The sequence below is a fragment of the Limnothrix sp. PR1529 genome (genome assembly GCF_002742025.1).
Classification (GTDB): Bacteria; Cyanobacteriota; Cyanobacteriia; order CACIAM-69d; family CACIAM-69d; genus CACIAM-69d.
On the sequence record NZ_LIRO01000108.1, the window covers coordinates 1 to 23,846 of the forward strand.

Here is a 23,846-nt window from a genome sequence, read left to right on the forward strand (position 1 = left end):
TAACCCACCCACCCAGCGGCGATCGGGCCTTGGCGAAACCACCGCACCGGATGTGTTAGCGCAATAGGCTGATCGGTTGCGCCTTGGTGGTGTAGCGGTTTCTGGCCCGATCGGCCCCTGGTGTGCTTTGGTTGCAACCGCTTCCTTGGGTGGCGGTTGTTTTCCCATGGAAATCTTCAATCAGAAGATCCGGTCAGAAGAACTGTTGATTCACCCCAGAGCGGTAGAATGCATCCTGGCTGAGCGCCGGTTGTCTGCCATGGGCCCGCCTTCAATCCCCGAAGCAAGGCCCTGTTCGATCGCCAAACCGCCGCACCTTCGCTCTGACAAGCCCTCAGCCCGGCAATAGTCCTGTTGCCCCGCTCCCCCTGACCCCCACTTTAGGAGACAGCCCCTTGGCTACGCGCGTTATCCTCATCCGCCACGGACAAAGTAACTTCAACACCCGCCGGATCATTCAAGGGCGCTGCGATCAGTCAGTGCTGACTGACTTGGGGCGTAACCAGGCTACCCAGGTGGCGATCGCCCTGCAAGGTTTGGCGATCGATGCCTTCTATTGCAGCCCCCTTCAGCGTGCGCGCCAAACGGCCGAAACCATCTGTCAGCAATTGCAACCCGTGCCGCCCTTGACCACCAACGAACTGTTGCGAGAGGTGGATTTGCCCCTTTGGGAAGGGATGGCCGTGAGTGACGTGAAGGCTCAGTTTCCTGAAGCCTATGACCAGTGGAAACACCAGCCCCACGAATTCAGCATGGCGCTGGCCAGTGGGACACATTTCCCGGTGCTGTCCCTGCGAGAACAGGCTAAGGCCTTTTGGGAAGAGATTTTGAGCCGCCATCAGGGACAAACGGTGGTTTTGGTGGGCCATAACGGCATTAACCGTTGCTTGCTGAGCACGGCGTTGGGAATTGGCCCCGATCGCTACCACTGCCTGCTGCAATCGAACTGCGGAATCAGCGTGCTGAACTTTGCCGGTGGCCTAGGGGATGCGGTGCAACTGGAATCGATGAACCTGACGGCGCATTTGGGAGCCTTGGGGGGTTCCGCCGTGCCCAAGCCCGGTGGGGGCGATCGGGGGCCGCAGTTGCTGTTGGTGCGCCACGGGGAAACGGAATGGAACCGTCAGGGGCGGTTTCAGGGCCAAATTGATGTGCCCTTGAATGAAACGGGTCACGGTCAAGCGGCCAAAGCGGGCAATTTCCTGAAGGATGTGGCGATCGACTTTGCCTTCAGCAGCCCCATGGCTCGCCCCAAGGCTACGGCGGAGGCAATTTTGGCGCATCACCCGGGGCTGGAATTGGGCTTGCTCGATACCCTCAAGGAGATCGGCCATGGTCTGTGGGAAGGCAAGTATGAATCGGAAATTGAGGCGGAATATCCGGGCTTGCTGAAACAGTGGCAAACGCACCCGGAAACGGTGCAAATGCCGGAGGGTGAGAATTTGCAACAGGTGTTCGATCGCGCTGAGCAGGCCTGGGCGGCCGTGTTGACTCAGGCGGGTGAAGTGGCAACGCCAGCCGATCGCCCCTTGACCGGTTTGGTGGTGGCCCATGATGCCGTGAATAAAGCCCTGCTCTGTCAGCTCACGGGTCTTGGCCCCGACAGCATTTGGCGCTTTAAGCAAGGAAACGGTGGGGTAACGGCAATTTGCTATCCCGACGGGCCCGATAGTTTGCCGGTGTTGCAGGCGATGAATATTACCCATCACCTATCCGGCACTATTTTGGACAAAACGGCCGCTGGGGCGCTGTAGATGGCGATCGAACTGCTACGGGAAATTCGTCTGATTGACCCGGTGGCCCAGGTTGATCGTCGGGCCACGGTTCTGTTGGATCAGGGGCAAGTGCGGGCGATCGACCCGGATCCCCAAGCCCTGCCGGAGGGAACCCGAGTGATTGAGGCGGCGGGGCAAATTTTGGCTCCGGGCCTGGTGGATTGCTATTCCCGATCGGGCGAACCGGGTTATGAGTCCCGGGAAACCCTCGCCAGCTTGGCCGCCGCCGCCCTGGCCGGTGGATTCACCACCCTCGCCCTGTTGCCCAACACGCAACCGGCGATCGATCAGCCCGCCATGGTGCAAAACCTGCGCGATCGCTGGGCAGCCCTGCCGGAGCCAAGCCCCCGCCTACACCTTTGGGGAGCCTTGACCCAAGGAACCCAAGGGGAGCAAATGAGCGAGTTGGCAGAGTTAGCCACCGCTGGCATTGTGGGCTTCACCGACGGCCGAGCGATCCGGGATTGGGTCTTAATGGAACGCTTGCTGGATTATGCAGGGCCCTTGGGGTTGCCGTTGATGGTGATGGGTCAAAGGGCCGCGACTGGCCGAGGCCCTGTGCTGGAAGGGGTTGAGGCGTTGCGGTTGGGGCTGGTGGGGGTGTCGGCGGCGGCCGAAAGCAGCGCCCTAGCCACCCTCTTGGAATTGTTGCGCGATCGCCCCGCCCGCCTGCATGTGATGCGTTTGGCCACCGATCGCGCCGCGGCCCTCGTGGCCCAAGGCAAGGCCGATGGGTTGCCCCTCACGGCCAGCCTGTCATGGTTGCAATTGCTCTGTGACACCAGCCACATTGACGGCCGGCGACCGCTGCCGGGCAGCGATCGCCCCCCTTTGCCCTACGATCCCAGCCTGCATCTGCCTGCTCCCTTGGGCAATCCCACTGATCGCCAAGCCCTGATCGCTGCCCTCAAAACCGGAGCGATCGACGCGATCGCGGTGGATCATGCTCCCTACACCTATGAAGAAAAAACCGTCGCCTTTGCCGAAGCACCCCAAGGGGCGATCGGGCTGGAGTTGGCCTTGCCCTTGCTCTGGTCAGGGTTGGTGATGACCGGGGAATTGACGGCGCTGGAACTGTGGCGATCGCTCAGTCAGCGGCCCGCCGAGTTGTTGGGCCAAACGCCCCAAGCGATCGGCCCCGGTCAGGCCCAGCCCCTGATTCGGTTTGACCCCGCCGCCACCTGGACAGTGGAGCCGGCCCAATTGCAGTCCCTGGCCCAGAACACCCCATGGCTGGGCCACAAAATTACGGGGCGCGTGGTGCAAACCTGGTTACCGACCTGAACGGTTGCTTAACCCTCTGATGAACCCTCATGCCGCTGCTACGCGGATCGTGAGAATGTTGAACTCTCTTTGCATTCAGCCGGCCGCCGGTTCCCTTCGGGTTACCCTAAAAACTGGGTAGTGATCATGTGCAGCAGCCGTTGTGCAAACGGCAATTGAAGGAGATTGAATTGTGACGGTTTTTCAGGATGCAGGGGCCCCTGCGGAACAGGCGGGTGCGGATCGATCGCGCGTGGATTTGGATGCGGCGATCGAACAAATTACCCAAGCGTTGAACCTGGCGGAGCGTCACCCCCTGTCGCCGGAGCAGCGAGCAGTGTTGGATTGCCTTCTGGCGCGATCGGGTGGAGCCATTGACGGGCCCTGGGCCGGGGCGATCGCGGCCATTTGGGCCAATCCGCAAGCCAGCTTCCTCGACTTGTTGACCCTGGCCCAACTGAATCCCCAACAAGACTTAACCGGCAGACAACTGCTGGGGGTGCGACTGGAGGGGTGTGACCTGAGCGGGGCCAATCTGCAACGGGTGAACCTACGGGGTTCCCAGCTTTGTGATGCGGACTTGAGCGGGGCCGATTTGGCGGAAGCACGCTTAGCCGGGGCAGATTTGTCCGGGGCCCTCTTGAGCGATGTCAATTTAACCAAAGCAGATTTGCACAAGGCCAGCTTGGCCCTGGCCAACCTGAGCGGGGCTAACCTAAGCGGGGCTAACCTGAGCGGGGCCAACTTGAGTCGGGTGAATTTTCATCGGGCGATCGTCACGGGTGCGGTCTTGGGCAATAACGAAGGACTAACGGCCGAAGACTATCAACAGTTGGTAGCCAACGGCGCGATCGGTGATCTCCATGAAACAGAGTCAGGCGGCTGAGTGGATTGAGCAATATCACCAAGGCAAGTGGAATTTTGATCGAGCCAATTTGTCGGAACTACGCTTAAGCGGGGCGGATTTTTCCGGGGCCCGCTTTCGTGAGGTTGTGGCTCGGGCGGTCAATTGGTCTTCGGCCTATCTGTCGGGGGTGAACCTGCGGCGGGCGGATTTGCGCGAAGCCGACTTACGGGGCACTTACCTGCGGCGGGCGGATTTGCGCGAAGCTGATTTACGGGGTGCAGATCTGCGAGGAGCCAGCTTAAACGGGGCGGATCTTTGTGGGGCGGATTTGCGGTGGACTTGGGTGGATGGGGTGGACTGGCGACAGGCCCGCGTGGATGCCCGCACCCAAGGGGCGATCGACTGGTTGCAACAGGGGGCGATCGTCCTGGGTTCCCACCTGAAAGCCGCGGCCAGCAACCTCAGCCAAGCGGACTTACGGGGTTGGAATTTAGCCCAAGCCCAGTTACAGGAGGCCTATCTCGATCGGGCAGATTTGCGCGGAACCGACCTGAGCCACGCCCAACTTCAAGGGGCTAGTTTTCACGGGGCATTGATGGACGAGGCCACCTGCTGGCCCCAGGACTTTGACCCGATCGGGGCTGGCCTGTGGTTAATTGCGCCCCAAAGTAACTTGGCCACCGCCGATCTGAGCCATTTTGATTTGTCAGAGGTGGATCTGAGTCGGGCTAACCTCCGCCGAGCCAATCTGATCCGCACCGATTTAAGTCGGGCCGCGCTAATTGACGCGGATTTGAGTCGGGCAGATTTGACCCAAGCCATTTTGTTTGCCAGCAATCTCACCCGGGCCGTTTTGCACGATGCTCAATTGGAGCAAGCGGATTTTCGGCGGGCTACCCTGCCGAATGGGGAGCGCTGGAATGGCCAGGGAACGGTGGCGTTGTATGGAGTCCCGCGCCCTTGGCATTCCGTACCGGAGCGATCGCCCCTAGTGCCGCGCTGATTTGCCGCGCTAATGTGCCGCGTTGATTGGCCACCAAGATTTGCCACAAAAAAATCCGGCTCGTGGAGCACAGTCCACCGCCGAATTGAACAGAGAGATTGTGGTGTGTAGGAACACTAGAAAATCCCTAGAAACCCCTAGAAATTCCTAGGTTGCTGGGATTCCCAGGGATTCCCTAGGCAGCCCTCGGAAATTCCGGGAACTGCCTAGGGGGCGTGGCGACAACGGGCGGCCGCGCCAGGCGCTGAGCCAGGGGAAGCAAGGACGTGGCGGTGGTTCCCGCTGGCATGATTCGGCGATCGCTCGGGTTGGGAGCCATCAGGGTGTCGATCGCATCGGCGATCGAGTCCGGCAACCCCGGCACAGCCCAGCGCCAGTCAAAGTCAGAGTCAACACTTTGGGCAATCAAATCTAAGGGATGCTGCCCCGTGAGCCAATGCACGATCGTGCGGCCCAGGCTAAACCAATCGCTGGCGGGGCCAATGGGCTGCCCTTGCCGCTGCTCTGGGGCAATGTAGCCAGCGGAGCCACAGGCCGCCGCCCGCTCACCCACCGGCATTGCTGCATCAAAATCCACCAGGGCCAAATCCCCCTGGGGCCGCCGAATCAAATTGGCGGGCTTCACGTCCCCATGGATCCAGCCGGCTTGGTGCAGGTTGTGAAGCAGGCTGCTGAGTTGCACCCACCAGCGAATCGCTGCCATGGGGTCGATCGCCCCCTGTCGATCGAGATAAGCCTCTAGGGATTCCCCCGCGATCGCCTCCATCACCAGCCCCTGAAAGGGCCAGCGGCTGTCGATCGGTCGCCAGCAAAAGAAGCCATCCACCGCCGCCTTGGGGATTTGGGGATGCTGGGGGCCACGCATCAGCACTTCCGCTTCCCGATAAAGCCGATCGAGCCGGGTTGATTGTTGACGAATCAACAGTTTCAAAACCTTGGGCCGATCGTCGTCTTCCAAGTCCACCACCTCAAACACTTGCACCTGACCGACTTGGGGCAATCGTGCGGCGGCGGCATTCAGCCCCCGCAGGATGCTGTAGCGATCGTGAATTAAGGTTCCGTCGGGCCAAGCCGTTTTCCGATCCTGAGACAACACCGGAGAGGGAAGGATCATGGGGCATTCTCGACCAAAGTTTCAAGAATTCAGCAACACAGAGCAAGCAGCTAGGGCGCAATTACTCAAGCCCTAAACCCAACATCAACTGCATTAACATCGCCTTGCTTGGAAATTTTTATGCAGGCTCCAAGACCTGGAATTGTTGTTGATTTAGCCCAAAAACCATCAGCAGCCCATTGGCTTGGATCCGGCTGCGGCCCATGACAGCAGGCTTTGGCCCAGAACCCAGATGAATTGCTCGCGGCTTTTGGCCCAGATCCAGGGGCGATCGACCCTAGGTCTGTCCGTTGAACGAATTTGTTGAACGAGTCCTCTGAACTAACAGAAATTCACGAGGGCTGAGCAATCAGTTTCCCCCACGCGATCGGCGCGGAATCGGTGGCGAAATCAGCTTGAAAATCAGAATATCTCGATCCGTTTTGTAAGAGCCAAAGCCAAAATCTTAGGTAAAACTCTAAAATCTTAGGTAAATCTCAAATCTTCGATCAATTCGATGAAACTGACCTGAATCCCGGCCACGAACTTTGGCTAATCGAGCCTTTCCCGAAGGAGGGTGACCAGCAAACGATGGATAGCAAAAGCACGTTGTTTCAGGAGGTGGGGTGCGAATGGAATCTCGAAGGTCTCTATCGCGACTTGGGCCGAGTCAAGGCCCGGCTGCTGTGGGCAAAGCAGGGGCAACCCTGTCCGGAGTTTCCCGCCGCTGGTGATCCTCGGCGATCGCAACTCAGCCGCACTGAACGCCTCTATTTGCGCGGATTTCTCACAGGAATGAGCATTAAAGCCTTGGCAACAGTGCTTGAAATTAACACTGATGCTCTCCGAACGGAACTCACAAATAAGCTTTACACTTATCTTAAAGCATTATTAAATTGGGAAGGGCGTTTTTGTCATCGCCGAGCTTTGGCAATGTTAGCAGAACGTCCCTATCGAATCTCCTCCGCTCCGATCGCGGAGCATCAAAACTTGAAGGTTTATTTACCAGCTCAGGATAGTGCGATTTTGGAGGGCCGCGATCGGGAGTGGGAACACCTGATTCACTGGCTGCAACGGAATCAAGAAGAGCGATTTTGGGTGATTGAAGGCGCTGGCGGAACCGGTAAGACGGCCCTGGCTTTAGCGAGTGTTCATTATTTAATTCAACAAAATTCCTGCCCTTTTCAGCGGGTCTTGTTCACTTCCGCTAAAACCCATTACTTAACGGGGATGGGGTTGCTGCCAGGATGTCGATCGCAACAAACCCTAGAGCAGCTATTATCGGAAATTTTGCAAAATCTCACATCCGATTCTGATCGGGTGGCAAATGAATGGAACGATCGCCCGTTGCCCGATCGAATGCGACAGGCTTGGACTTTGATGGCTCAACAACCCATGTTGTTGATTTTGGATAGTTTTGAGGAAACGACGGATCCGCAGGCCACGTTGGCGTTTTTGTATGAATTGCCGGCCACGGTCAAGGTGTTGTTCACCTGTCGCTATCGGTTGCCGATCGCCCGATCGCTCCACCTAGATCCCCTGGAGCCAGAGGCGGCCCTGCGGTGGGTCATGCAGCGGGTTTCGGAAGCGGGTTGGCCTTGGTCCCTGGGGCAATATCGGCGCTTGGTGGCGGCGGCGGGTTCCCTGCCGGGGCCGATCGCTTGGGGGCTGGGGCAATTGGCGGCGGGCCAACCGATCGCCTGGGTCATTGCCCAACTGGAACAGCCGGATCACTGGGTGACACAGTTTTACTGTGCCAACACCCTGGAGGCCTTGGGCGGGCAGTTGGCGGGGCAATTCCTGTTGGCCCTCAGTTGGTTTGCGGTTCCCGTGCAACCGGCACTGTTAGCCCAAGTGGCCGGAGTGGATCCAGAAGCCCATGCCACCTGGGCCCATTTGGCCAAGCTGGCTGAGCAGTCCATGGTGACCCTCCATTGTGACGGGCGCTATGGTTTGTCGTCCTTGGCTCGGCGTTATGTGGCCACGGTGGGGGTCGATCGCCTGGCCCCAACTCAAGAAATGGCGATGCGTGAGCGATGGTTGCAATGGGCGATCGACTACGTGCGGCAACATGGCCAGGGCGATCGCCTGGAGTGGTTAACCGATCACCAGGCGATCGATCTCCATTGGGACACCCTGAATCAGGTTTTGGATTGGTGTTTGGCGGCCGGGCGATTGGAGTCGTTTTGGCAGGTTTTTCAACCCCTCAGGGGCTACAGCCACTTTCGCGGCCATTGGTCAGAGCGGATTGCCCGCGATGCCAAAGCCATCCAACTGGCTCGCCAGCAACAGAACTCGGCCTTGGAGGCACGCTTTTTGTTCGATCGCGGTTGGACCCATGCCCTCCGCAATGACTCCCAATCCCTTCGCCAGGCTTGCGCGGATTTTGAGGCCGTTTGGCAATTGCGGGATCACCTGGATCTAGATTTGCAGTCGGATTTAGCCATTAACCAACTGCGCCTGGCCTATGAACAGGGATCGATCGACCATGGCGATCGGTGGAAACACCGTGTTGAGCAGCTCATTCACAATCCCCAGCTCAACACCGAGCACCGATTGCGCTTGGAGTGCCAGAGTCTTTACTACGAAGGCGATGTGGCCCAGCAGGCACAGAACTCCGCCGAAGCCTTGCGACTTTATACGACAGCCCTGAAAAAAGCACAGGCCTTGGGTTGGCAACGGGGAACGGCCTACATTCAGTCCTCGATCGGGCAGGTGCGGATGGCGCAGGGGCAATATTCCCGAGCTTTGCGGGAGTTGGAAGCCAGCTACCGGTTGGCGGCAGTGATTGTTGATCAGCGGTGTTGTGCCTATTGCTGCAAGCATTTGGCCCGCGCGGCCTTGGCCGGGCGATTGCGCAAGGAGTCGCGTAATTGGGCCGAACGGGCGATCGATCACTTCCAAACCTTGGGAATGGTCACCGAGGCCCAAGAAATGGAGGATTTTCTGAAAAATCTCTAAAAATCTTTGACAAAAATCTTTAACAAAAATCTTTAACGAGGTCTTGAGGGAGGCCTCTAGGGGCCGTCGTCCAATTTCCCAACTCTGCAAGGCCTGTCTCGGCTGTTGCCCTTGGTCAAGGAAACTGATCCTCAAAATAAATGCTCAAAACAAATGGCAAAAACAAATGGCAAAAACAGAGAAGCGCAACAGTTAATAAAACTGCTGCGCTTCCTCAAAGCCGCGATCGGGTGCTTCTGGCCCCGGTCGTGGGTTAGACCCAATCCATGGCACAACCCAGAGGTTAATGGAAAATTGGATCCACGACGGAGCAAGGAAACCCAAAACGTTTTTAGCCACAGGCCGCTTCGGCCACAGAAGAGAGACTTGGGTTGGGTTAGACCGCTGCACCGTCTTGAACGTCGGTGGTCGTTTCCTCTTCATTGGTTTCCGCTTCGGCCGATGCAGACGGGCGACGAGAGCGGTGCATCCGTCCACTGTTGGAGCGCTTGCGGAATTTACGTGCGTAAGCCAAGTTACGCTGTGCTTTTTCTTTTTTGAGGTTACGGCGCTTTGCCATGTTCCATTTCCCGTTCAGCCCACCTAGCATAGCGCATCTCGATCGCCTTGAGATTGCCTTTCGCGATCGACCCGCAAAGGTTGGCCCGCAAAGGTTGGCTATGTCGGGAAGGATTGGGCTGATTGGAGCCAGCTTTGGGCAAACTGCCGAGCGCTTTCGGAACCCTGAATTTGTCCAATGGCCTGGGCCCGCTCCAGGGCCGCCAACAGTTGACCGACGATCGGCCCCCGGGGTAAGCCAAATTCCGTCATCAACTCGTGACCCGTGAGCGGTGGGCTGGGGTGGGCGACCGGATCGGTGGCATCTTGCCAACGGCCAATCGCCTCGACCAGGGCGATCGGGGCCGTTCCTTCCGCCAAAGCCAGGAGCACGGCCGCCAAAAATCCTTCCCCAGCCGCCTTGCAAAATTGGTACTGAGCCGCGCGATCGAGAGGCGATTGGCGATCGGCCGGCAGGCTAGCCTTGGCCCCCAGAATTGCCAGCAGAATACGCTGATCAACCCGGCTGGTTTTGAGTCGCTCCAGGGCCCGTTGGGCGATCATCAAATCTGACCCCAACAAACAGGCCAGCCGGGCCGCCGCCAAGGGCGATCGCCCATTGGGCAGGGGACAGTTGAGGGGCGCATCGGGCCAAAGGTTTTGTAATTGCTCGATCGCCTGGGATAGGGCCGGGAGTGTTACCCCATGCTTTCCTTGCCAAGGGGGCAGCCAATCGCGCAAAAGCTGAATTTCGCTGGCCGCCATCAGTGCCCGATCGCCCCGGGGTGTTTCCAACAAATAGTCCAACTCAGCTCGCACTCGTTCGGCGGCCACAAGCCGCAAGTTCGGTACCTGTTGGGCGATCGCCTGGGCCGTGGTCGGCTCCATTTGAAGGTTCAATTGGGCGCTGATTCGATAGGCCCGCAACAAGCGCAGGGGATCCTCCCGCAGGTTTTCCACCGACACCATCCGCAGGGATCGATCGGCTAAGTCTCGCCGGCCTTCGAGGGGATCCACCCACTCCTGACGATGGGGTTGATAGGCGATCGCATTCACCGTGAAGTCCCGCCGTCGCAGATCCGCCTCGATCGAGTCGCCCACTTGGGCCGCCACATCCAGCGTTCCCTGCGCAAAAACCACCCGCGCAATCTGGCGTTCTCGATCCAACACCACAAACCCCGCATCGTAGCGCCCAGCAATCGATCGGGCCAGCTCGATCGCCCCCGCCGCCAGCACCACATCCAAATCCACCGCGTCACGTTGCCGCCCCAAAAGGGCATCCCGCACGGCTCCACCCACCAGATAAGCCGTCTCGGGTAAATCCGTCAGTTTTAAGGGGGTGAGTTTTAGGGGCCAGTCCTGCAAATCAAGGCTCATCTCGACAGCTCATTTCGATCGCTCAACCAGGGTTTCATCTCCAGATTCAGGGTCGGAGTTCGTGCTTGCTTCAGGGTTGCGATCCTGACCTGAATTTCGATCGCGGCCCGAATCGGGATCATTGCCTAGCTGCTCCAGTTCACCGGAGGTTGCTGAATGGTTCAGATCTCGCAAATTTTGCAAATCTTGGAGCGCCTGTTGATCTCCATAGTTGGCTCGATGGCTCAGATGATCTAATTCATCCAGATCCTCGACATCCAGATCCTCCAAATCATCATCGAGATCATCATCCAGCTCATCTTCTAGGTAGGCCTCCGCATAGCGATCGGGCGGTTGCCAAGTGGATCCACTCGGTAGTCCCGGCCGTTCCGCTCGCCGGTTCAGCCCCTCAGTTCTTGGGTCGTTTCGCTCATCGCGATCACTCCGTTCGTTGCGATCGTTCCTGAGGTCACCCCGCAGTTCGCCCCGCAATTCATTCCGTTCACTGCGCCCTTCCAATCGGTTATCTCGACGGCGATCGCGACCAGGTTTCACCAACACCTGCCAAGCGGCCTGAAGACCTGCCGCCGCCCGCCGGGCCGTGGCCCCCACTCGCCGGGCCTGCCGCCGGGCCGTGTCCAAGCTGCTGTCCACCTTCTGCACCACTTGACCGGCGCTTTGCACGCCATTGGTCATGTCATCCGTCAGGTCACTAATTTCCAAACCCGTGAGGCGAATGGCTTCCAGGGTGGGCGGCAATTCCCTCGTGAGGGTGTCAAATAACTTTTCGGCGCTGCGGGCGGCCCGCCCCAATTCTTGCAGGGCAGGAATGGCAGCGGCCAGGGCGATCGCCAAGCAAACGCTGACGAGCAAAAACGATAGCCCCAGCCAAAATAACGGATCGATCATGGGTTCAGAGGACGGAATGCGCGCCGTTAGCGATCGCCCGTTTGGGTCATGGGGGCGGCCATACGGTTATAGGCCAACTGACGGGGCTTCGGAGTTGGGGCTGAGCCGGTTGGGATTGCGTCGCCCTCTTCCGACAAGCTGACATCTTCCTGATCCACCGTTTGGCTGGCGGCCACACCGCTGGCGATCGCGTCTCGCAGTCGATCGAGCGCCCCTTCTAGGCGATCGCGAGTGCGATCGGACCAAATGGCCGCTTGGTCGCGCACCACCTGCCCCAACTCCTCCAACGCTCCCGGCAGGCGATCGCCCGATTGCTTCACCGTTTTTTGTAAGGTGTTTTGCAAAGTGTTTTGCAAAGATTGCTGTAGGCGCTGGCGGGAAGCTCGACCCGATCGGGGAGCCAACAATAATCCTGCTACGGCTCCGGTTGCCGCCCCCAACAGGATCCCCAGCGCAAATCGATCGGACTGACGTTTAGACATGATGATGACGCGGGGCAAACGGCACAGCTAGTGGAACTCATGCGGCCATGGAACCTTAGCCCAGAGACCTTTCGATTCTACCCTGCAAAATTGCGGGGTGGCCGCCGCTTCAGGAATCCCAGAGCCTAATTCAGTCCAAGGCTCAACTAATACCAGTGCTCAACTAATGCCAGTGCCCAATTCATCCCAAGGCTCAATTCATCCCAAACAAATACCCGGCCACCATCCTTTGGTTAACCGGGCAAGCAGTCGATTATGAGTCTTGAATGGGACAACTGAATCAAACGACCATCCAGAGAACCCTGAGGGCATCGCTATCGGGCATCATCTACCCTGTTGCTCGATCGCCCTCCATATTCACTCATCCATCAAGTTGAATAACGAGTCTTACCAGCGCCCCAGCGGGAACCAATCACCTTGGGTTGGCTCAGAATATGACCAGCGATCGCTTCCAATTCCTCATCGGTCAGGTTCCGCATCTCCGGGAAAATGTCAGAACTGCGGGTGCTGGGGTGCAGTTCATAAATTTCCGTTTCACCGTCGTAGGTGGTCGGATTCTTCATGTAGTCCACCAGGCCAGCGATGTGATCGCGGCTAGGAACGGCACCCGCCAAGGACGAAGGCGACAGATCCACATCGGGGCTGGTCTTGGTCACACCGCCCGCATGGCACTGGGCACAAGTGTCATTAAACAGTCTCTTGCCCAGAGCCACTTGCTCCAGGGTCAAGGTGACGGTATCACCCTTTTCGCTGACCTTGACCGTGCGCAGTTCCGGCTTCATTTCCGCCGCGCTTACGGGGCTAACGGCCAGTTGGAAGGCAAAAAACGCCACCGCTACAACTAGCAAAACAACCTTTTTCAGCATAGTTCTTTCTAGACTTGAGTCTCTTGATCTCGATCAAAGTCAGGCCGATGTTATAGCCGGCTAGATTGTCGCTCGGATCGCGCGATCGCCCCCGCTGCGGCACTCTAACCACAATTCACATCCTCCCCATGCTAAAGCAACGGGGATTCCCGATCTAGGCAGCCAGCTAAAACGGCTGCGTTGATCGGTAGTTTGACCCCAAGGCCCTCTCCACTGCCCAGTGACGGGAGCGGGGTTGGTTTCGGTGTCTTTTCAAAGTGTCCGAGTCTCACCCAGCGATCGCCGGGTAATGATAACGGTTGCCTTTGGCCGGCAAAGCCCTAAACGGTAAATGTTTTGGAGAAAAAATGCGGTAGCCAAAAGTTGATTTTAATCTTACCGGATTGAGGGCAAAGCCCCCGCCTTTCAGGCTCCGGGAGATGGCAAGTTATCAACTCAAGCCGCATCAGTGGGCATGACTTTCCAAGATCGGGGGCTGAATAACCGTTGGGGGTCAAGGCTTTCAGCCCATGGCCCCAGTCTCGCTTCGGGGGCGGGGTGATCCCCCGTAGAGCCTGGATTCCGAAACCATCGTTCGGAAACATATCGCAATCTCGGGTTGCAATCTCGGGCCGCAATCTCGGGTCGTAATCTTGGCGATGGCCGCTGGAGCGAATCGAATTGGGTGAACCGAATCACTGCGAGCCGGTTGGGGGATAGCTGGTTAGAGGATTTAGGGCTGGGCCGCGATCGAGCCAGGGGCGATCGAACGTTCCACATGCAACCCATCCCGTTGACCCTCCAGCATCACCTCATCCCGCAGCCGGGCCCCATTGGTGGGAGCTGTGGACACCGCCCGTCGGGAAGCGTGATGTAATCGAACCAAGCGGGCCAACGTAGACTTCAGTTGGGTTCGCGGCACGATCGCATCCACAAACCCGTTTTGTTGCAAATATTCCGCCGTTTGGAAATTATCCGGGAGCTTTTCGCGCAGGGTTTGTTCAATGACCCGCCGACCCGCAAACCCGATCAATGCTTTGGGTTCTGCGATGATGATGTCGCCGAGCATGGCAAAACTGGCCGTCACACCGCCCGTGGTGGGATGGGTCAGCACAGGGATGTAGAGACAGCCGGCCTCGCGATGCTGTTCCAGGGCCCCGGAAATTTTGGCCATCTGCATCAAACTCAGCATTCCTTCCTGCATTCGGGCCCCCCCGGATGCGCAGACAATCACCATGGCCCGGCGTTCAGCGGTGGCCCGCTCGATCGCCCGAGTGAGCTTTTCGCCCACCACGGATCCCATACTGCCGCCCATGAACCGAAAGTCCATTACCCCCAGGGCGATCGGCTGGCCTTCCAAATCACCCAAGCCCGTTTGCACCGCATCAATGAGGCCGGACTTGCTTTGGGCCTCCACAATTCGATCGCTGTAGGACTTGCGATCGAAAAAGCCCAGAGGATCCACCGGGCGCACATCCCGATCCAACGCTACCCAAGTGCCCGGGTCAATTAATTGCTGGATCCGCTCATCGCTATAGACCCGCATATGATGCCCACAATCCAGGCAAACCATCTGATTTGCCTGAAGGTCTTTCGTGTAGGCGAGAACGCCGCAGGCTTCACACTTCGTCCAGAGACCATCGGCGATTTCTCGCTCTTGGCCTGAATGTCCAGCCGGATCGCTCTTACGACGATTTGCAAACCAATCAAACAACGACATGGGTTCAATACTCTCCGGGTAGATTCCCCGCCCCTCGGGGCGTTACAATACTCTTGCGGACACCAGAAACGGTTGCGTCAAAGGCACTGGTAACGGTCGATTGGGGGTGTTGTAAACCATCCCAGAGGCTCGGCGGATTCGTTCCAACAGGGCTACCAAAATGCGTTGCTGCTTTCGGCCGGCGCAGTTTACCTGCTTCCAGATGCGCCCTTGCCAGCAGCGGGTGATCGCTGCCCTAGTTTCCCACGCTCTGGCCCAGAACCCAAAATTCTTCCCTTAGCCATAACGCGCTTAGATTTGCCGATCGCCCTGTTTTGTAATCCAGGGTCGCGATCCGGTGAATCTTGCCGTGATTCAGTGGCAACGTGATCAGCGGCAATCAGCACAATCTTGCCAGGATCGGGATCGGCGCGATCCGCAATCCCTCATCGCACTTGATCCCTCATCGCATCTATCGTATCCATTTGGCCGTATCCATTTGGCTGTATCGATTCTGGGTCAACCTTGATCTGACGCTTGGACTCAGCAGCCTCGATCTGGTCTCAATCCAACCTCGGGTTCAGCAAGATAGACCCTTGATTGAGCCATAGACAGGCGCGCAAGACAGGCGCGCACGCGATCGGCGATCGGGTCAGCCAACGGCGGCGGTTGTTCAAAACTTGCGCCCTGTTAGCCTGTGCCTTTTTTTAGGGGGCTTCCGTGTTGTCGTTCTGGTTGCGCATCCCAAAGGCTGACACTGGGGGCATTAGCTCCGAGAATTTGCGGAGACAACCAATTGAGTGGTGAGACACCTTAAGGGATTTCTCTCTGAATTGATGTAGTAGAAAATACAAGTGTTTTAAAGATTGAGAATCATCACTAATTCATGGCCTAAAAAAAGAATTTCATGCCTGAAAACAAGCGCTTTAAATTTCAATCCTGGCTAGACTTGGCTGATGTTCTCAATTCCTGAGATTAGGGGGTGTCACACAGCAATAAAGTCTGGCCATTTCTTGCTAAAACAAAGGGCGATCGCCCCTGACGGCTAAGACTTCCTTAGAAATTGGTGGTATTTGTTCATCTACCAGAACAAGGGGCTAAAGTTCTAATAGAGTGCGTCAGGGATTTCACGGGTGCATCATGAACGGATCGGCTGTGGCCAAGCTGGTCGAATCGTCGCAATACTGCGCGATTGCTGATGATTCTCTTAAGGATGAAGATAACGCTGCTTGGGTCTTAGGACTCGAGTCAGATGTGCAACGGGAATGGATTGAACGGATTGGTTGGATTCGTAAGGTCGATCGATTGGCGGAGGCAGAACTTGTCTGTAAAGAAAATCACACATCTACGGAGCAGCCTAGTTTCCTCGCGTTCTATCGCTCTTGGAAGCGTTTGCTGAGTCATGGCCCGGCGGCCATGGTCACAGAAGATGCCAGCTTGCTGGCGACAATGCAACAGCGCTGGTTTCATGCGGAGGCAAGTCTGAGCGATCGCTTATCTGTGCAGTCGTGGGATCGGTATCTGGATGCAATCTTGACCTACCACACGGACAATCTACGGATTGAAACGTTGGCTGACTATGAAACGATGCTGGAGACGTTGGCGGGTTCCTTTTTCCAGATTCTGCCGTTTTTGAGTCCGTCCCAGTGGGAAGCGGCCTATCACTTTGGAGCGGTCGATCAGTTCTATAACAACCTGCGCGACATCGATGAGGATGCGCGCCAGGGGATCTGCTACTTTCCCCAGGAGGTGTTGGATCGGTTTGGGGTCGATCGGGCGGCGGTTTTGGATCGATCGTGCATCGGCACGCCGGCCTATCACGACATGATGGTTTTTTGGGTGGATGATTATTTGCCGCAGTTGCGCCGACGGGCGTTCAAGCTGGTTTTGGCGCGGGATTTACACCCATCCTGGGTCATTTTGCGCAACTGGTGTCTGCATCGCTATGCCCGCATTGAGCGGGTGCTGCGGGAGTGCGATTTTGATTTTGTGCAATTCCAAGTCCTTTACTGGCAAGCGGTTCGCGAGGATTTGGATCAATGGCAGGAGCGATCGTTCATCACCACTGCGACGGCTATCTCACCCACCTTGCAGCGATCGGCCCAGGCGGTTCAAGTGGCTGCTTTTTTGAAAACTAGCCCACTAATGGTGCGGACTGCCCAGCGGCTGGTGCAATGCCTCTGTGAGATGCAAGGAACGTTGCTGAATTTGGCTTGGGGAAATTATTGGCCATCCTCAGTGGAGGAGGTGGTGGCCAGGCTCTGACTCGGGTCTAGCGCACCCAAAATTGCCAGTAGGCTGTGATGATTTCTGGGCCCCACAGCATGGCGATTAGGCTGCCCAGGGCCAGAAATGGGCCGAAGGGTAAGACCCGATCGCGCCGTAGCCAACCCAGGCCCATTGCGCCCAAACCGGCTACTGCCCCGATCGCGCAGGCCAAAAAACTCGCCAGCAACAGCAATTTCCAGCCCAACCAAACCCCCAACATGGCCGCCAGCTTCACATCTCCGGCCCCCATGGCCGTGCGTCCCCAAATCAAGCTGCCCAGGGTGGCGATCGCCTGAAACAACCACAAACCAAGCGCCATGGCCAACAGGGCATCCAGCAATCCGGCCGCCGCGCCGCTGCCCTGGCCCGCGTCAATCGCTCCGAAGGCGGTTCTGAATCCCAACCCCAACAGCAGGCCCGATTGGGTGAGCGAGTTGGGCAGGGTGAGGGTGTCCCAATCAATGAGCGCCAGGGCCAACAGCCAGCTCACGAAGATCCATCCCCCCAAAATCATGCTCAGGCCCCAAGGACTGAACACCAATTCCGGTTCGGCGGCGCTAATTCGCAGGGCGATCGCGGCAAACAACAGCCCGGTGGTGGCTTCCACCAAGGGATAGCGCGGGGCGATCGGGGCTGCGCAATAGCGACAACGGCCCCGCAACCACAGCCAGCCGAAAACCGGCACATTGTCGTGGGGAGCCAGCCGGTGCAAACATTTGGGGCAGCGGGAGGGCGGGTGCAGCAGCGACAGACCAGCGGGGAGGCGATAAACCACCACATTCAAGAAGCTTCCGACGGAAACCCCCAGGGCGATCGCCACCACCGCCAGCGCCAATTGTTCGGGGGTGAACATCAGGACGAGCGGCCCACCGGCTGCTGTTGAACCAAGGCTTCCACCACTTCCGGCGCATGTTGAGCCAGCCGACTCCCAGCCCGAGCCATTTCCGCTACCCGATCGAGATGCTGAACCTGCTCAGAATACTCACTCAAGCTAAAGCTATTGAGCTGCATCAGCAGTTGGTAAGCATCGCCAATCCAGTGCAAACAAGTCGCCTGCTCGTTGCTGAGGGGTTGATCCTGCACGATTTGGCGAATCCAGTCGGGTAAAGCGTTAGGGTCAGACATGGAACTCAGGAAACTGAAAGAGCCAATCCTCAATTTAATCCGAATGCAGCCCTCTGCGCGATTGGGATCTCACTCATTGCGCATTTTGTTGCATTGCATTTTGTTGCATTGGTTGTTGCGCTGGTTGTTGTCTGGTTTGTGGCATTGAGCGTTCGGCTGGCTCAATTCCGTTGGCTCAATTCCGTTGGCTCAATTCCGTTGGCTTAATTCCGTTGGTTGAATTCTGCTGGTTGATTGCTGCTGGTCAAATGCCTATTGATATTGATCCAATCCAGACGGATCGAATCCAGACGGATCCAACTCCAACGGCTCGGGGGTTGCTGGGGCGTTGGTGCTGAGGGTGAGGCCCACGGCGCGATCGAACCGATGCATTTCCAAGCTCAGATCGCCATAGACTCCGCTGATTTGATCACGGCAGCACTCGATCGCAAAATCGTTCAACTCCGCTGGCTCAATCTCGAACATCCGCTGAAAGGTTTCGACTTGCACCCGACAGAACCAGGGGCGATCGTCATAGATCGTGCATTCTCGGTTCAATTGGTCATAATTCATGCACCAACCATCGGGCCCCACCATGCTCAGATAGAGCAATAAATCCTCAGGTTCTAAATAGCTTTCCAGGTCGGGGCGTTCGTTGGGATCGAGATGACAGCAGGCTCCACAGCCTTTGATACATTGCCAGGTTGCCACCTCAGTTGTCCTCGTCAGTAGGGTTGATGGATTGTGCAAAATTGACCACCGATGACTTGCTTTTTCCTGCGCTGGAGTTCGCCGGGGGCCTTGCCAATTAAGTTTCCGATTCGGTTTTTAAATTTGGTTTCTAAACTCGGTTGCCAAATCGGGTTACCAAGTTGATTTCTCAATCATGCCTCGATCGGGTCTCGATCGCGCCTCAGTGCTTGATATTTCAATTCCTAAATGGGTTCCTAAGTTTATGTCTGGGTGTAAGCCCGCATCAATTACTAAGGGCATGAATTACCAAGACACTGTTTTTGATCTTGATTACTCTTGATTTTATATTTTGCTTTTTTATTTTTGCTTTTTCATTGACTGGCTTGGCTGAAGCGCAATCAGCAAGTTTTCAATCAAAAAGCTTTCTTTAACTAATTTTTCAACTGGGGCGCTAGGATTCGAACCTAGGAATGGCGGGACCAAAACCCGCTGCCTTACCGCTTGGCGACGCCCCATTGCCTGAAGGCTTGAGTATAGTAACAACAACTTCCGAGAAGGGTCAAGGGGTTTTCTGAATTTTTTTGAATTTTTTTGAACCGGGTTCGCAAGGCAGAGGAACGGGGGCGATCGCCCCGGGGGATGGATCCTTGCCTAGCGCTTCCCTAGTCCTGGCTGGCCTGTTGATTGGCACGTTTGCGCTCGGCCAGCTTCAGCAGAATTTCCGCGTGGATGTCGCGGGTAATGGGGTAGAAATAAGCCAAAACCAAGCCGCCAATCAGGGCTGCCGTGGGCAAGGGGCCGATCGCCAGCCGAATCGCCAACAGGGCTGAGGCCGGTTGGTTGGCCGGCGTGCCTCCGGCGGCTGTGGGCACATAACCAGCCACTTCCAGCGCAATCCCCACCAGCCAAAGCGCCAGAGCCAACCCCAACTTTTGCAAAAAGACCATGAAGGCATAGAACACACCTTCCCGACGTTGCCCAGTGGTTAGCTCATCCAGCTCAATCACATCCGGCAGCATCGACCAAGGGACTAGATAAGCCGTGGAGACCCCAACGCCAGCCATCACGGCCAACAGGTACAGCAAGCCCGTTTGCCCCGGTTGCAGCAATAACAAACCCGCTTGGGCAATGATCCAAAGGCTCATTCCTGCAAAATAAACCCCCCGCTTGCCCCAACGGCGGCTGAGGGCACTCCACACAAACAACATGGCAAAGGCGGTGAGCTGCACCCCGATCGCGACCATGAAGAAATCTGCCTGCTGTAGCCCCATGTAGCTCACCACGAAGTAGGGCAGGATGGAGGCGGTGAGTTGCACAGCCAGCCAGGAACAGAGATAAATCCCAATGACGTAGAGGAAGGGGCGATTTTGAAAGACGATCGCCAGTTGTTGTTTCAGACCCAAGCTGGGGGCGGTTTCGTTGCGTTCGGCGCAGCGGCGCTCGGCGGCCATGCCATACCGAAATGTGCCCACGACGCACCAGAGAATGGGCAACACAGAAAACAGGGTGCAAATGGCGGCTAGCCAGATGTATTGCCAAACGGGGTCGGGAATTTGATCGGCAACGACCTTGCCCAAAATCAGCGAGAGGAGACTGCCCCCGATCGAGAAGGCAAACCGGAAGCTGTTGAGGCTGGTGCGTTCGTCATAGTCATCCGTTAGCTCAGCGGTGAGGGCTGTGTAGGGTAAGTTCACCGCCGTGTAGGCAATATTGAACAGCAGCCCCAAGACCACGTAGTAGCCATAGAGCAGCCAGGTGTTGCCCGGCGGCACAAGCCACTGCAAGAAAAAGAGAATGCCGAAGGGAATCGCCCCCCAGAGCATCCAGGAATATCGACGACCCCAACGGGAGCGGGTGCGATCGCTCATTACGCCGATGATTGGGTCGTTGATGGCATCGCCAATTTTGCTCACCATCAGCACCGAGCCAGCTAACCCGGCGGGCAACCCGGCCACATCAGTTAAAAATGCCAACTGCAAAAAGACAAGCAAGTTGGCGGTGATGGCGGGGCCCGCGTCGCCGGCCCCATAGGCCAGCTTGGCTGGGAAGGTTAACCGATCGGGAATAGAAGCACGCTCAGCAGTCACAGGTCTCAGTCTCAAAACTGCCGCTAGCTTAACCCCTGAAAGAATTAGGAGTTAACGATCAGTTCCTTTTGGCGCACTTCTTGGGCTGAAACCCAATCGGGGCGTAGGTGCTTGGCTCCTCGAAGATAGGGATGATGAATCCGGGCGATCGGGTCAGGGGTGTTGAAATGCACGAGCAGTCGAATGCATTGGGGCAAACTGCCATCCACATGCATTTGCTGCACATCCATCAGGGGTACGTTTTGCCAGTTGGGCCGCTCGCGGGCAATCTTGGCGGGAAACACGGCATCCAGGTCACGGGTCACCGAAAAGGTGACGCTCACCACCTCATCCATCTCCAGACGATTGTGGGTTTCCAAAGCGTCGAGTAGCTCATGAACCGCCTCCCGAATGGCTTCAATGGTGTTTTCGGTTGCGGTAGTTGCTCCTCGAATGGCCCGGACTCGCCAACCCACGTTCCTGTCCTCCCGATCGAATATGAGGGTGAATGTCACGATTGGGCTTGGCCTGTCGTGGCGATCGCCCAAGCATCAGTCACTCGTGACGGATTAGTGACTGATTAATAGCTAGTTATAGCTCAGTTGGGGTTGCATCTCTACTGTGCAGAATCAAGCCGAAAAACAACACCTAAAACCGCCTGAAAATCGACTGCGAGGCCGGGCTAGGGCAATGCGGCACGCTCTGCGATTCGCCAGATGCGATTCGCCAGATATGTTTGAAAATGCTGACCCCAAGCCTGAGCTAGATCGTGTTTTTTGAGCCTGAGGGAGCCTATAGGCGCATGACCGCATCACTGGCGCTGACGGCCACAAGAGCCGATCGCACCAAATCGGGAGTGGCTCCGGTGATGGTGGCCAAGGTCTGACCCGTGGGCAATTGCAGCACCGTGGAGCCGCCCTGATTTTGCAGCGTCAGTTGCTCCAAGCTCACGGAACCGACAATGCCGATTCGATCGCCCTGAGCCGCACTGAAATCCACCACCAAATCCGCCGCTGCCCGAATCCCGATCGCCGTATCAGTGCGCAGCAGGAACGTATCGGCCCCCGCGCCGCCGGTTAACGTATCAGCCCCAAAGTCACCACAAAGGACATCGTTGCCATCGCCCCCCAGCAGCACATCATCGCCCTGGCCGCCGCGCACAAAATCATCACCCGCACCGCCATTGACCGTATCGTTGCCCTGATTGCCGTTGAGGAAGTCGTTGCCCCCGTCACCGTTGATCAAGTCATTGCCATCAATGCCGCGCAGATAATCATCTCCGTCGCCACCGAAGAGCGAATCATTGCCCGCATCACCCCAGACAATATCCGCCGCACTGGAGCCGGTGATCACGTCATCGCCCCCCAACCCCCGCACGCCGCTGGGAGTGGTTTGGCTTTGGGTCGCCGTCAGGGTCACGGTTTCTGCCGCTTCTGTGAGGAAGGTGAATTGGCGGGGCAGGTCAGCCCGGTTCAGAAAATTGTGCGCAGTGTTCAAGCGGGTTGCATCCGTCAGTACCACCGAAGTTCGGCCCGGCAAAACTCCATCCACCACCTTGGCCGCCGTGATGCGATCGCCCGCTTGGATCGCATCCACCGCCGAAAACCCTTGGGTCACCTGGCCAAAGGTGGCGTAATTACCATCCAAAAACGGCAATTCCTTCAGGGCAATGTAGAACTGCGAAGAACCGGAATCGGGCGATTGGGCCCGGGCCATGGCCAGGGTTCCTTGCTTGTGGGGCAAGGCCACCGGCTGAGTGGTGGTTTGGCTATAGATCGGTTCCGTTGCGCCCTGAACTTTGATTTCGAGGGGAATGCTGCGGGCTTGGTTGGTGTCTGGGTCAATGAACCCGCCCGTTCCCAAGCTGCTGAGCGGCACATTGGGATCTTTGCTCGCCGGATCTCCCGCTTGCACCACAAAGGGATCGGGCGATCGCACCACGCGGTGAAACGAAATGCCGTCATAAAATCCCCGCTCCACCAAGTCCACAAAATTGCCGGCCGTGACGGGGGCATTGGCCCCATCGATCGCCATTTCGACGGACTGACCGTTCACCAGCATGATGACGGTGGCGGAACCATTTAAACGAGCCGCAGGAGCCATATTCGCAAAATCGGTTGGGTTGCTTCAAAACCAAAATATCAGGCAAGTCCAGGCCCTGAGTTTTCAGCCAATCAAAAATTCAACCGCCAAGGGTTCCGAACCGGGAACGTTTGGGCAAGGTTTTGGCAACCTCTCCCAGGTTTTTGGCCGTTCAGAAATCGTTGGGACTGTTTGGGCTGCTTTTCCGGAGCAGCGGCCTGACTGCCGCTAGATCGGTGACGTAATCGAACTAGCCAGAGTTTCGGAGCCGGGCGATCGCTCGGCTTAATCCGCAGATTCAGGGCGATCGGGTTGGCTCCGGAACTGGGATTCTCAATCGGACTGGCTATAATCGGAGCGATGCCCTTGGGACGGTGATTTCATGCTTTTTTGGTCTTTTTTGCAGCGGCGTGGTGTGGTGGGAATGATGGGCGCGATCGCCCTGGTCACGGCCGGCAGTGGCGGGGCGATCGCCCAAGCCAGCCCGACCTATCAACCGGGCACGATTTCCAGCAGCAGCGAGTTGAACGACACCCTATCGACCAAGGACATTCCCACCGGCCAAGGGGGATTTGCCCGGGACTATAAAATTTCGCTCACGGCAGGCGATCGGGTTGAAATCACCGCCAGCTCCGACAGCTTCGATACCGTCCTGATGCTCATTGCCGATGATGGTTCCAGCGTTGCCGAGAACGACGACGGCCCCGACGGCGGCACGAACTCCCTGATTTTCACCAGCATTCAGAACACAGGCGAATATGTGGTGCGGGTTCAAACCTTTGGCAAAGCCGTCGGCGGCCCCTTCAAGCTCAAGGTCACCCGCCTGCAACCGATCCAATAGGTGTTAGGAAGCCAGTTCTTCC

The 23,846-nt window shown here is 57.2% G+C and carries 18 protein-coding genes, 1 tRNA gene and 2 pseudogenes; 7 read left to right on the forward strand and 14 right to left on the reverse strand.

The features are described 5' to 3' along the window. Positions 1 to 395 precede the first annotated feature (395 nt). The 4 genes from AMR42_RS15060 to AMR42_RS15075 all read left to right on the forward strand — a co-directional run bounded on the left by AMR42_RS15060 (position 396) and on the right by AMR42_RS15075 (position 4,888). On the forward strand, positions 396 to 1,754 hold the full coding sequence (locus AMR42_RS15060; protein ID WP_099534483.1) for a histidine phosphatase family protein: 1,359 nt from the start codon (positions 396 to 398) through the stop codon (positions 1,752 to 1,754). Beyond that, positions 1,755 to 3,059: a dihydroorotase gene (locus tag AMR42_RS15065; protein ID WP_099534484.1), complete on the forward strand. Its 1,305-nt coding sequence runs from the start codon at positions 1,755 to 1,757 to the stop codon at positions 3,057 to 3,059. It begins immediately after the preceding gene. A 172-nt stretch (positions 3,060 to 3,231) separates the two neighbouring features. After that, complete coding sequence (locus AMR42_RS15070; RefSeq protein ID WP_234407030.1) at positions 3,232 to 3,924, forward strand: pentapeptide repeat-containing protein; 693 nt, start codon at positions 3,232 to 3,234, stop codon at positions 3,922 to 3,924. Next, on the forward strand, positions 3,902 to 4,888 hold the full coding sequence (locus tag AMR42_RS15075; RefSeq protein WP_099534486.1) for a pentapeptide repeat-containing protein: 987 nt from the start codon (positions 3,902 to 3,904) through the stop codon (positions 4,886 to 4,888). Before AMR42_RS15070 ends, AMR42_RS15075 begins: the two co-directional genes overlap by 23 nt. 175 nt (positions 4,889 to 5,063) lie before the next feature. On the opposite strand, the gene AMR42_RS15080 is transcribed toward AMR42_RS15075, so the two are convergent. Further along, on the reverse strand, positions 5,064 to 6,002 hold the full coding sequence (locus AMR42_RS15080; RefSeq protein WP_099534487.1) for a serine/threonine-protein kinase: 939 nt from the start codon (positions 6,000 to 6,002) through the stop codon (positions 5,064 to 5,066). A 570-nt stretch (positions 6,003 to 6,572) separates the two neighbouring features. On the opposite strand from AMR42_RS15080, the gene AMR42_RS15085 reads away from it, so the two are divergent. Further along, positions 6,573 to 8,942 carry an NB-ARC domain-containing protein gene (locus AMR42_RS15085; RefSeq protein WP_099534488.1) on the forward strand — a complete coding sequence of 790 codons (2,370 nt, stop codon included), beginning with the start codon at positions 6,573 to 6,575 and terminating at the stop codon, positions 8,940 to 8,942. 376 nt (positions 8,943 to 9,318) lie between these two features. On the opposite strand, the gene AMR42_RS15090 is transcribed toward AMR42_RS15085, so the two are convergent. The 6 genes and pseudogenes from AMR42_RS15090 to accD form a co-directional block, all read right to left on the reverse strand. Next, positions 9,319 to 9,501: a hypothetical protein gene (locus AMR42_RS15090; RefSeq protein WP_099534512.1), complete on the reverse strand. Its 183-nt coding sequence runs from the start codon at positions 9,499 to 9,501 to the stop codon at positions 9,319 to 9,321. Positions 9,502 to 9,599: 98 nt separating this feature from the next. Next, positions 9,600 to 10,856, reverse strand: coding sequence for a CCA tRNA nucleotidyltransferase (locus AMR42_RS15095; protein ID WP_099534489.1), 1,257 nt, complete (start codon positions 10,854 to 10,856; stop codon positions 9,600 to 9,602). Between the two features lie 540 nt (positions 10,857 to 11,396). Beyond that, positions 11,397 to 11,744 (reverse strand): annotated as a pseudogene (locus AMR42_RS21655) (hypothetical protein); the annotation flags it as partial. Between the two features lie 26 nt (positions 11,745 to 11,770). Further along, positions 11,771 to 12,226: a YtxH domain-containing protein gene (locus AMR42_RS15105; protein WP_099534490.1), complete on the reverse strand. Its 456-nt coding sequence runs from the start codon at positions 12,224 to 12,226 to the stop codon at positions 11,771 to 11,773. Positions 12,227 to 12,594: 368 nt separating this feature from the next. Next, entirely contained in the window at positions 12,595 to 13,092 is a 498-nt protein-coding gene (psbV, locus tag AMR42_RS15110) for a photosystem II cytochrome c-550 (RefSeq protein WP_099534491.1), read from the reverse strand. A 712-nt stretch (positions 13,093 to 13,804) separates the two neighbouring features. Continuing rightward, positions 13,805 to 14,791 carry an acetyl-CoA carboxylase, carboxyltransferase subunit beta gene (accD, locus tag AMR42_RS15115; protein WP_099534492.1) on the reverse strand — a complete coding sequence of 329 codons (987 nt, stop codon included), beginning with the start codon at positions 14,789 to 14,791 and terminating at the stop codon, positions 13,805 to 13,807. A 1,119-nt stretch (positions 14,792 to 15,910) separates the two neighbouring features. Between accD and AMR42_RS15125 the strand changes: the two genes are divergently transcribed. Further along, complete coding sequence (locus AMR42_RS15125; RefSeq protein ID WP_099534494.1) at positions 15,911 to 17,035, forward strand: squalene/phytoene synthase family protein; 1,125 nt, start codon at positions 15,911 to 15,913, stop codon at positions 17,033 to 17,035. Positions 17,036 to 17,042: 7 nt separating this feature from the next. On the opposite strand, the gene AMR42_RS15130 is transcribed toward AMR42_RS15125, so the two are convergent. The 7 genes and pseudogenes from AMR42_RS15130 to AMR42_RS15160 form a co-directional block, all read right to left on the reverse strand. Then, the gene (locus tag AMR42_RS15130) at positions 17,043 to 17,891 is read right to left on the reverse strand and encodes an A24 family peptidase (protein WP_099534495.1); all 849 of its coding nucleotides are present in this window, start codon (positions 17,889 to 17,891) and stop codon (positions 17,043 to 17,045) included. Beyond that, positions 17,891 to 18,163 (reverse strand): hypothetical protein, encoded by a 273-nt coding sequence (locus tag AMR42_RS15135; RefSeq protein WP_099534496.1) that lies wholly within the window; start codon positions 18,161 to 18,163, stop codon positions 17,891 to 17,893. Before AMR42_RS15135 ends, AMR42_RS15130 begins: the two co-directional genes overlap by 1 nt. 342 nt (positions 18,164 to 18,505) lie before the next feature. Beyond that, a pseudogene (locus tag AMR42_RS15140) lies at positions 18,506 to 18,853 on the reverse strand (YkgJ family cysteine cluster protein); the annotation flags it as partial. Positions 18,854 to 19,278: 425 nt separating this feature from the next. Then, positions 19,279 to 19,350, reverse strand: a tRNA-Gln gene (locus AMR42_RS15145). Between the two features lie 147 nt (positions 19,351 to 19,497). Beyond that, on the reverse strand, positions 19,498 to 20,922 hold the full coding sequence (locus AMR42_RS15150; RefSeq protein ID WP_234407031.1) for an MFS transporter: 1,425 nt from the start codon (positions 20,920 to 20,922) through the stop codon (positions 19,498 to 19,500). 44 nt (positions 20,923 to 20,966) lie between these two features. Then, positions 20,967 to 21,377 carry a chorismate mutase gene (gene aroH / locus AMR42_RS15155; protein ID WP_099534499.1) on the reverse strand — a complete coding sequence of 137 codons (411 nt, stop codon included), beginning with the start codon at positions 21,375 to 21,377 and terminating at the stop codon, positions 20,967 to 20,969. A 316-nt stretch (positions 21,378 to 21,693) separates the two neighbouring features. Then, positions 21,694 to 23,004: a peptidylprolyl isomerase gene (locus AMR42_RS15160; RefSeq protein WP_099534500.1), complete on the reverse strand. Its 1,311-nt coding sequence runs from the start codon at positions 23,002 to 23,004 to the stop codon at positions 21,694 to 21,696. Positions 23,005 to 23,365: 361 nt separating this feature from the next. On the opposite strand from AMR42_RS15160, the gene AMR42_RS15170 reads away from it, so the two are divergent. Continuing rightward, positions 23,366 to 23,824: a PPC domain-containing protein gene (locus AMR42_RS15170; RefSeq protein ID WP_199291398.1), complete on the forward strand. Its 459-nt coding sequence runs from the start codon at positions 23,366 to 23,368 to the stop codon at positions 23,822 to 23,824. Positions 23,825 to 23,846: the final 22 nt, after the last annotated feature.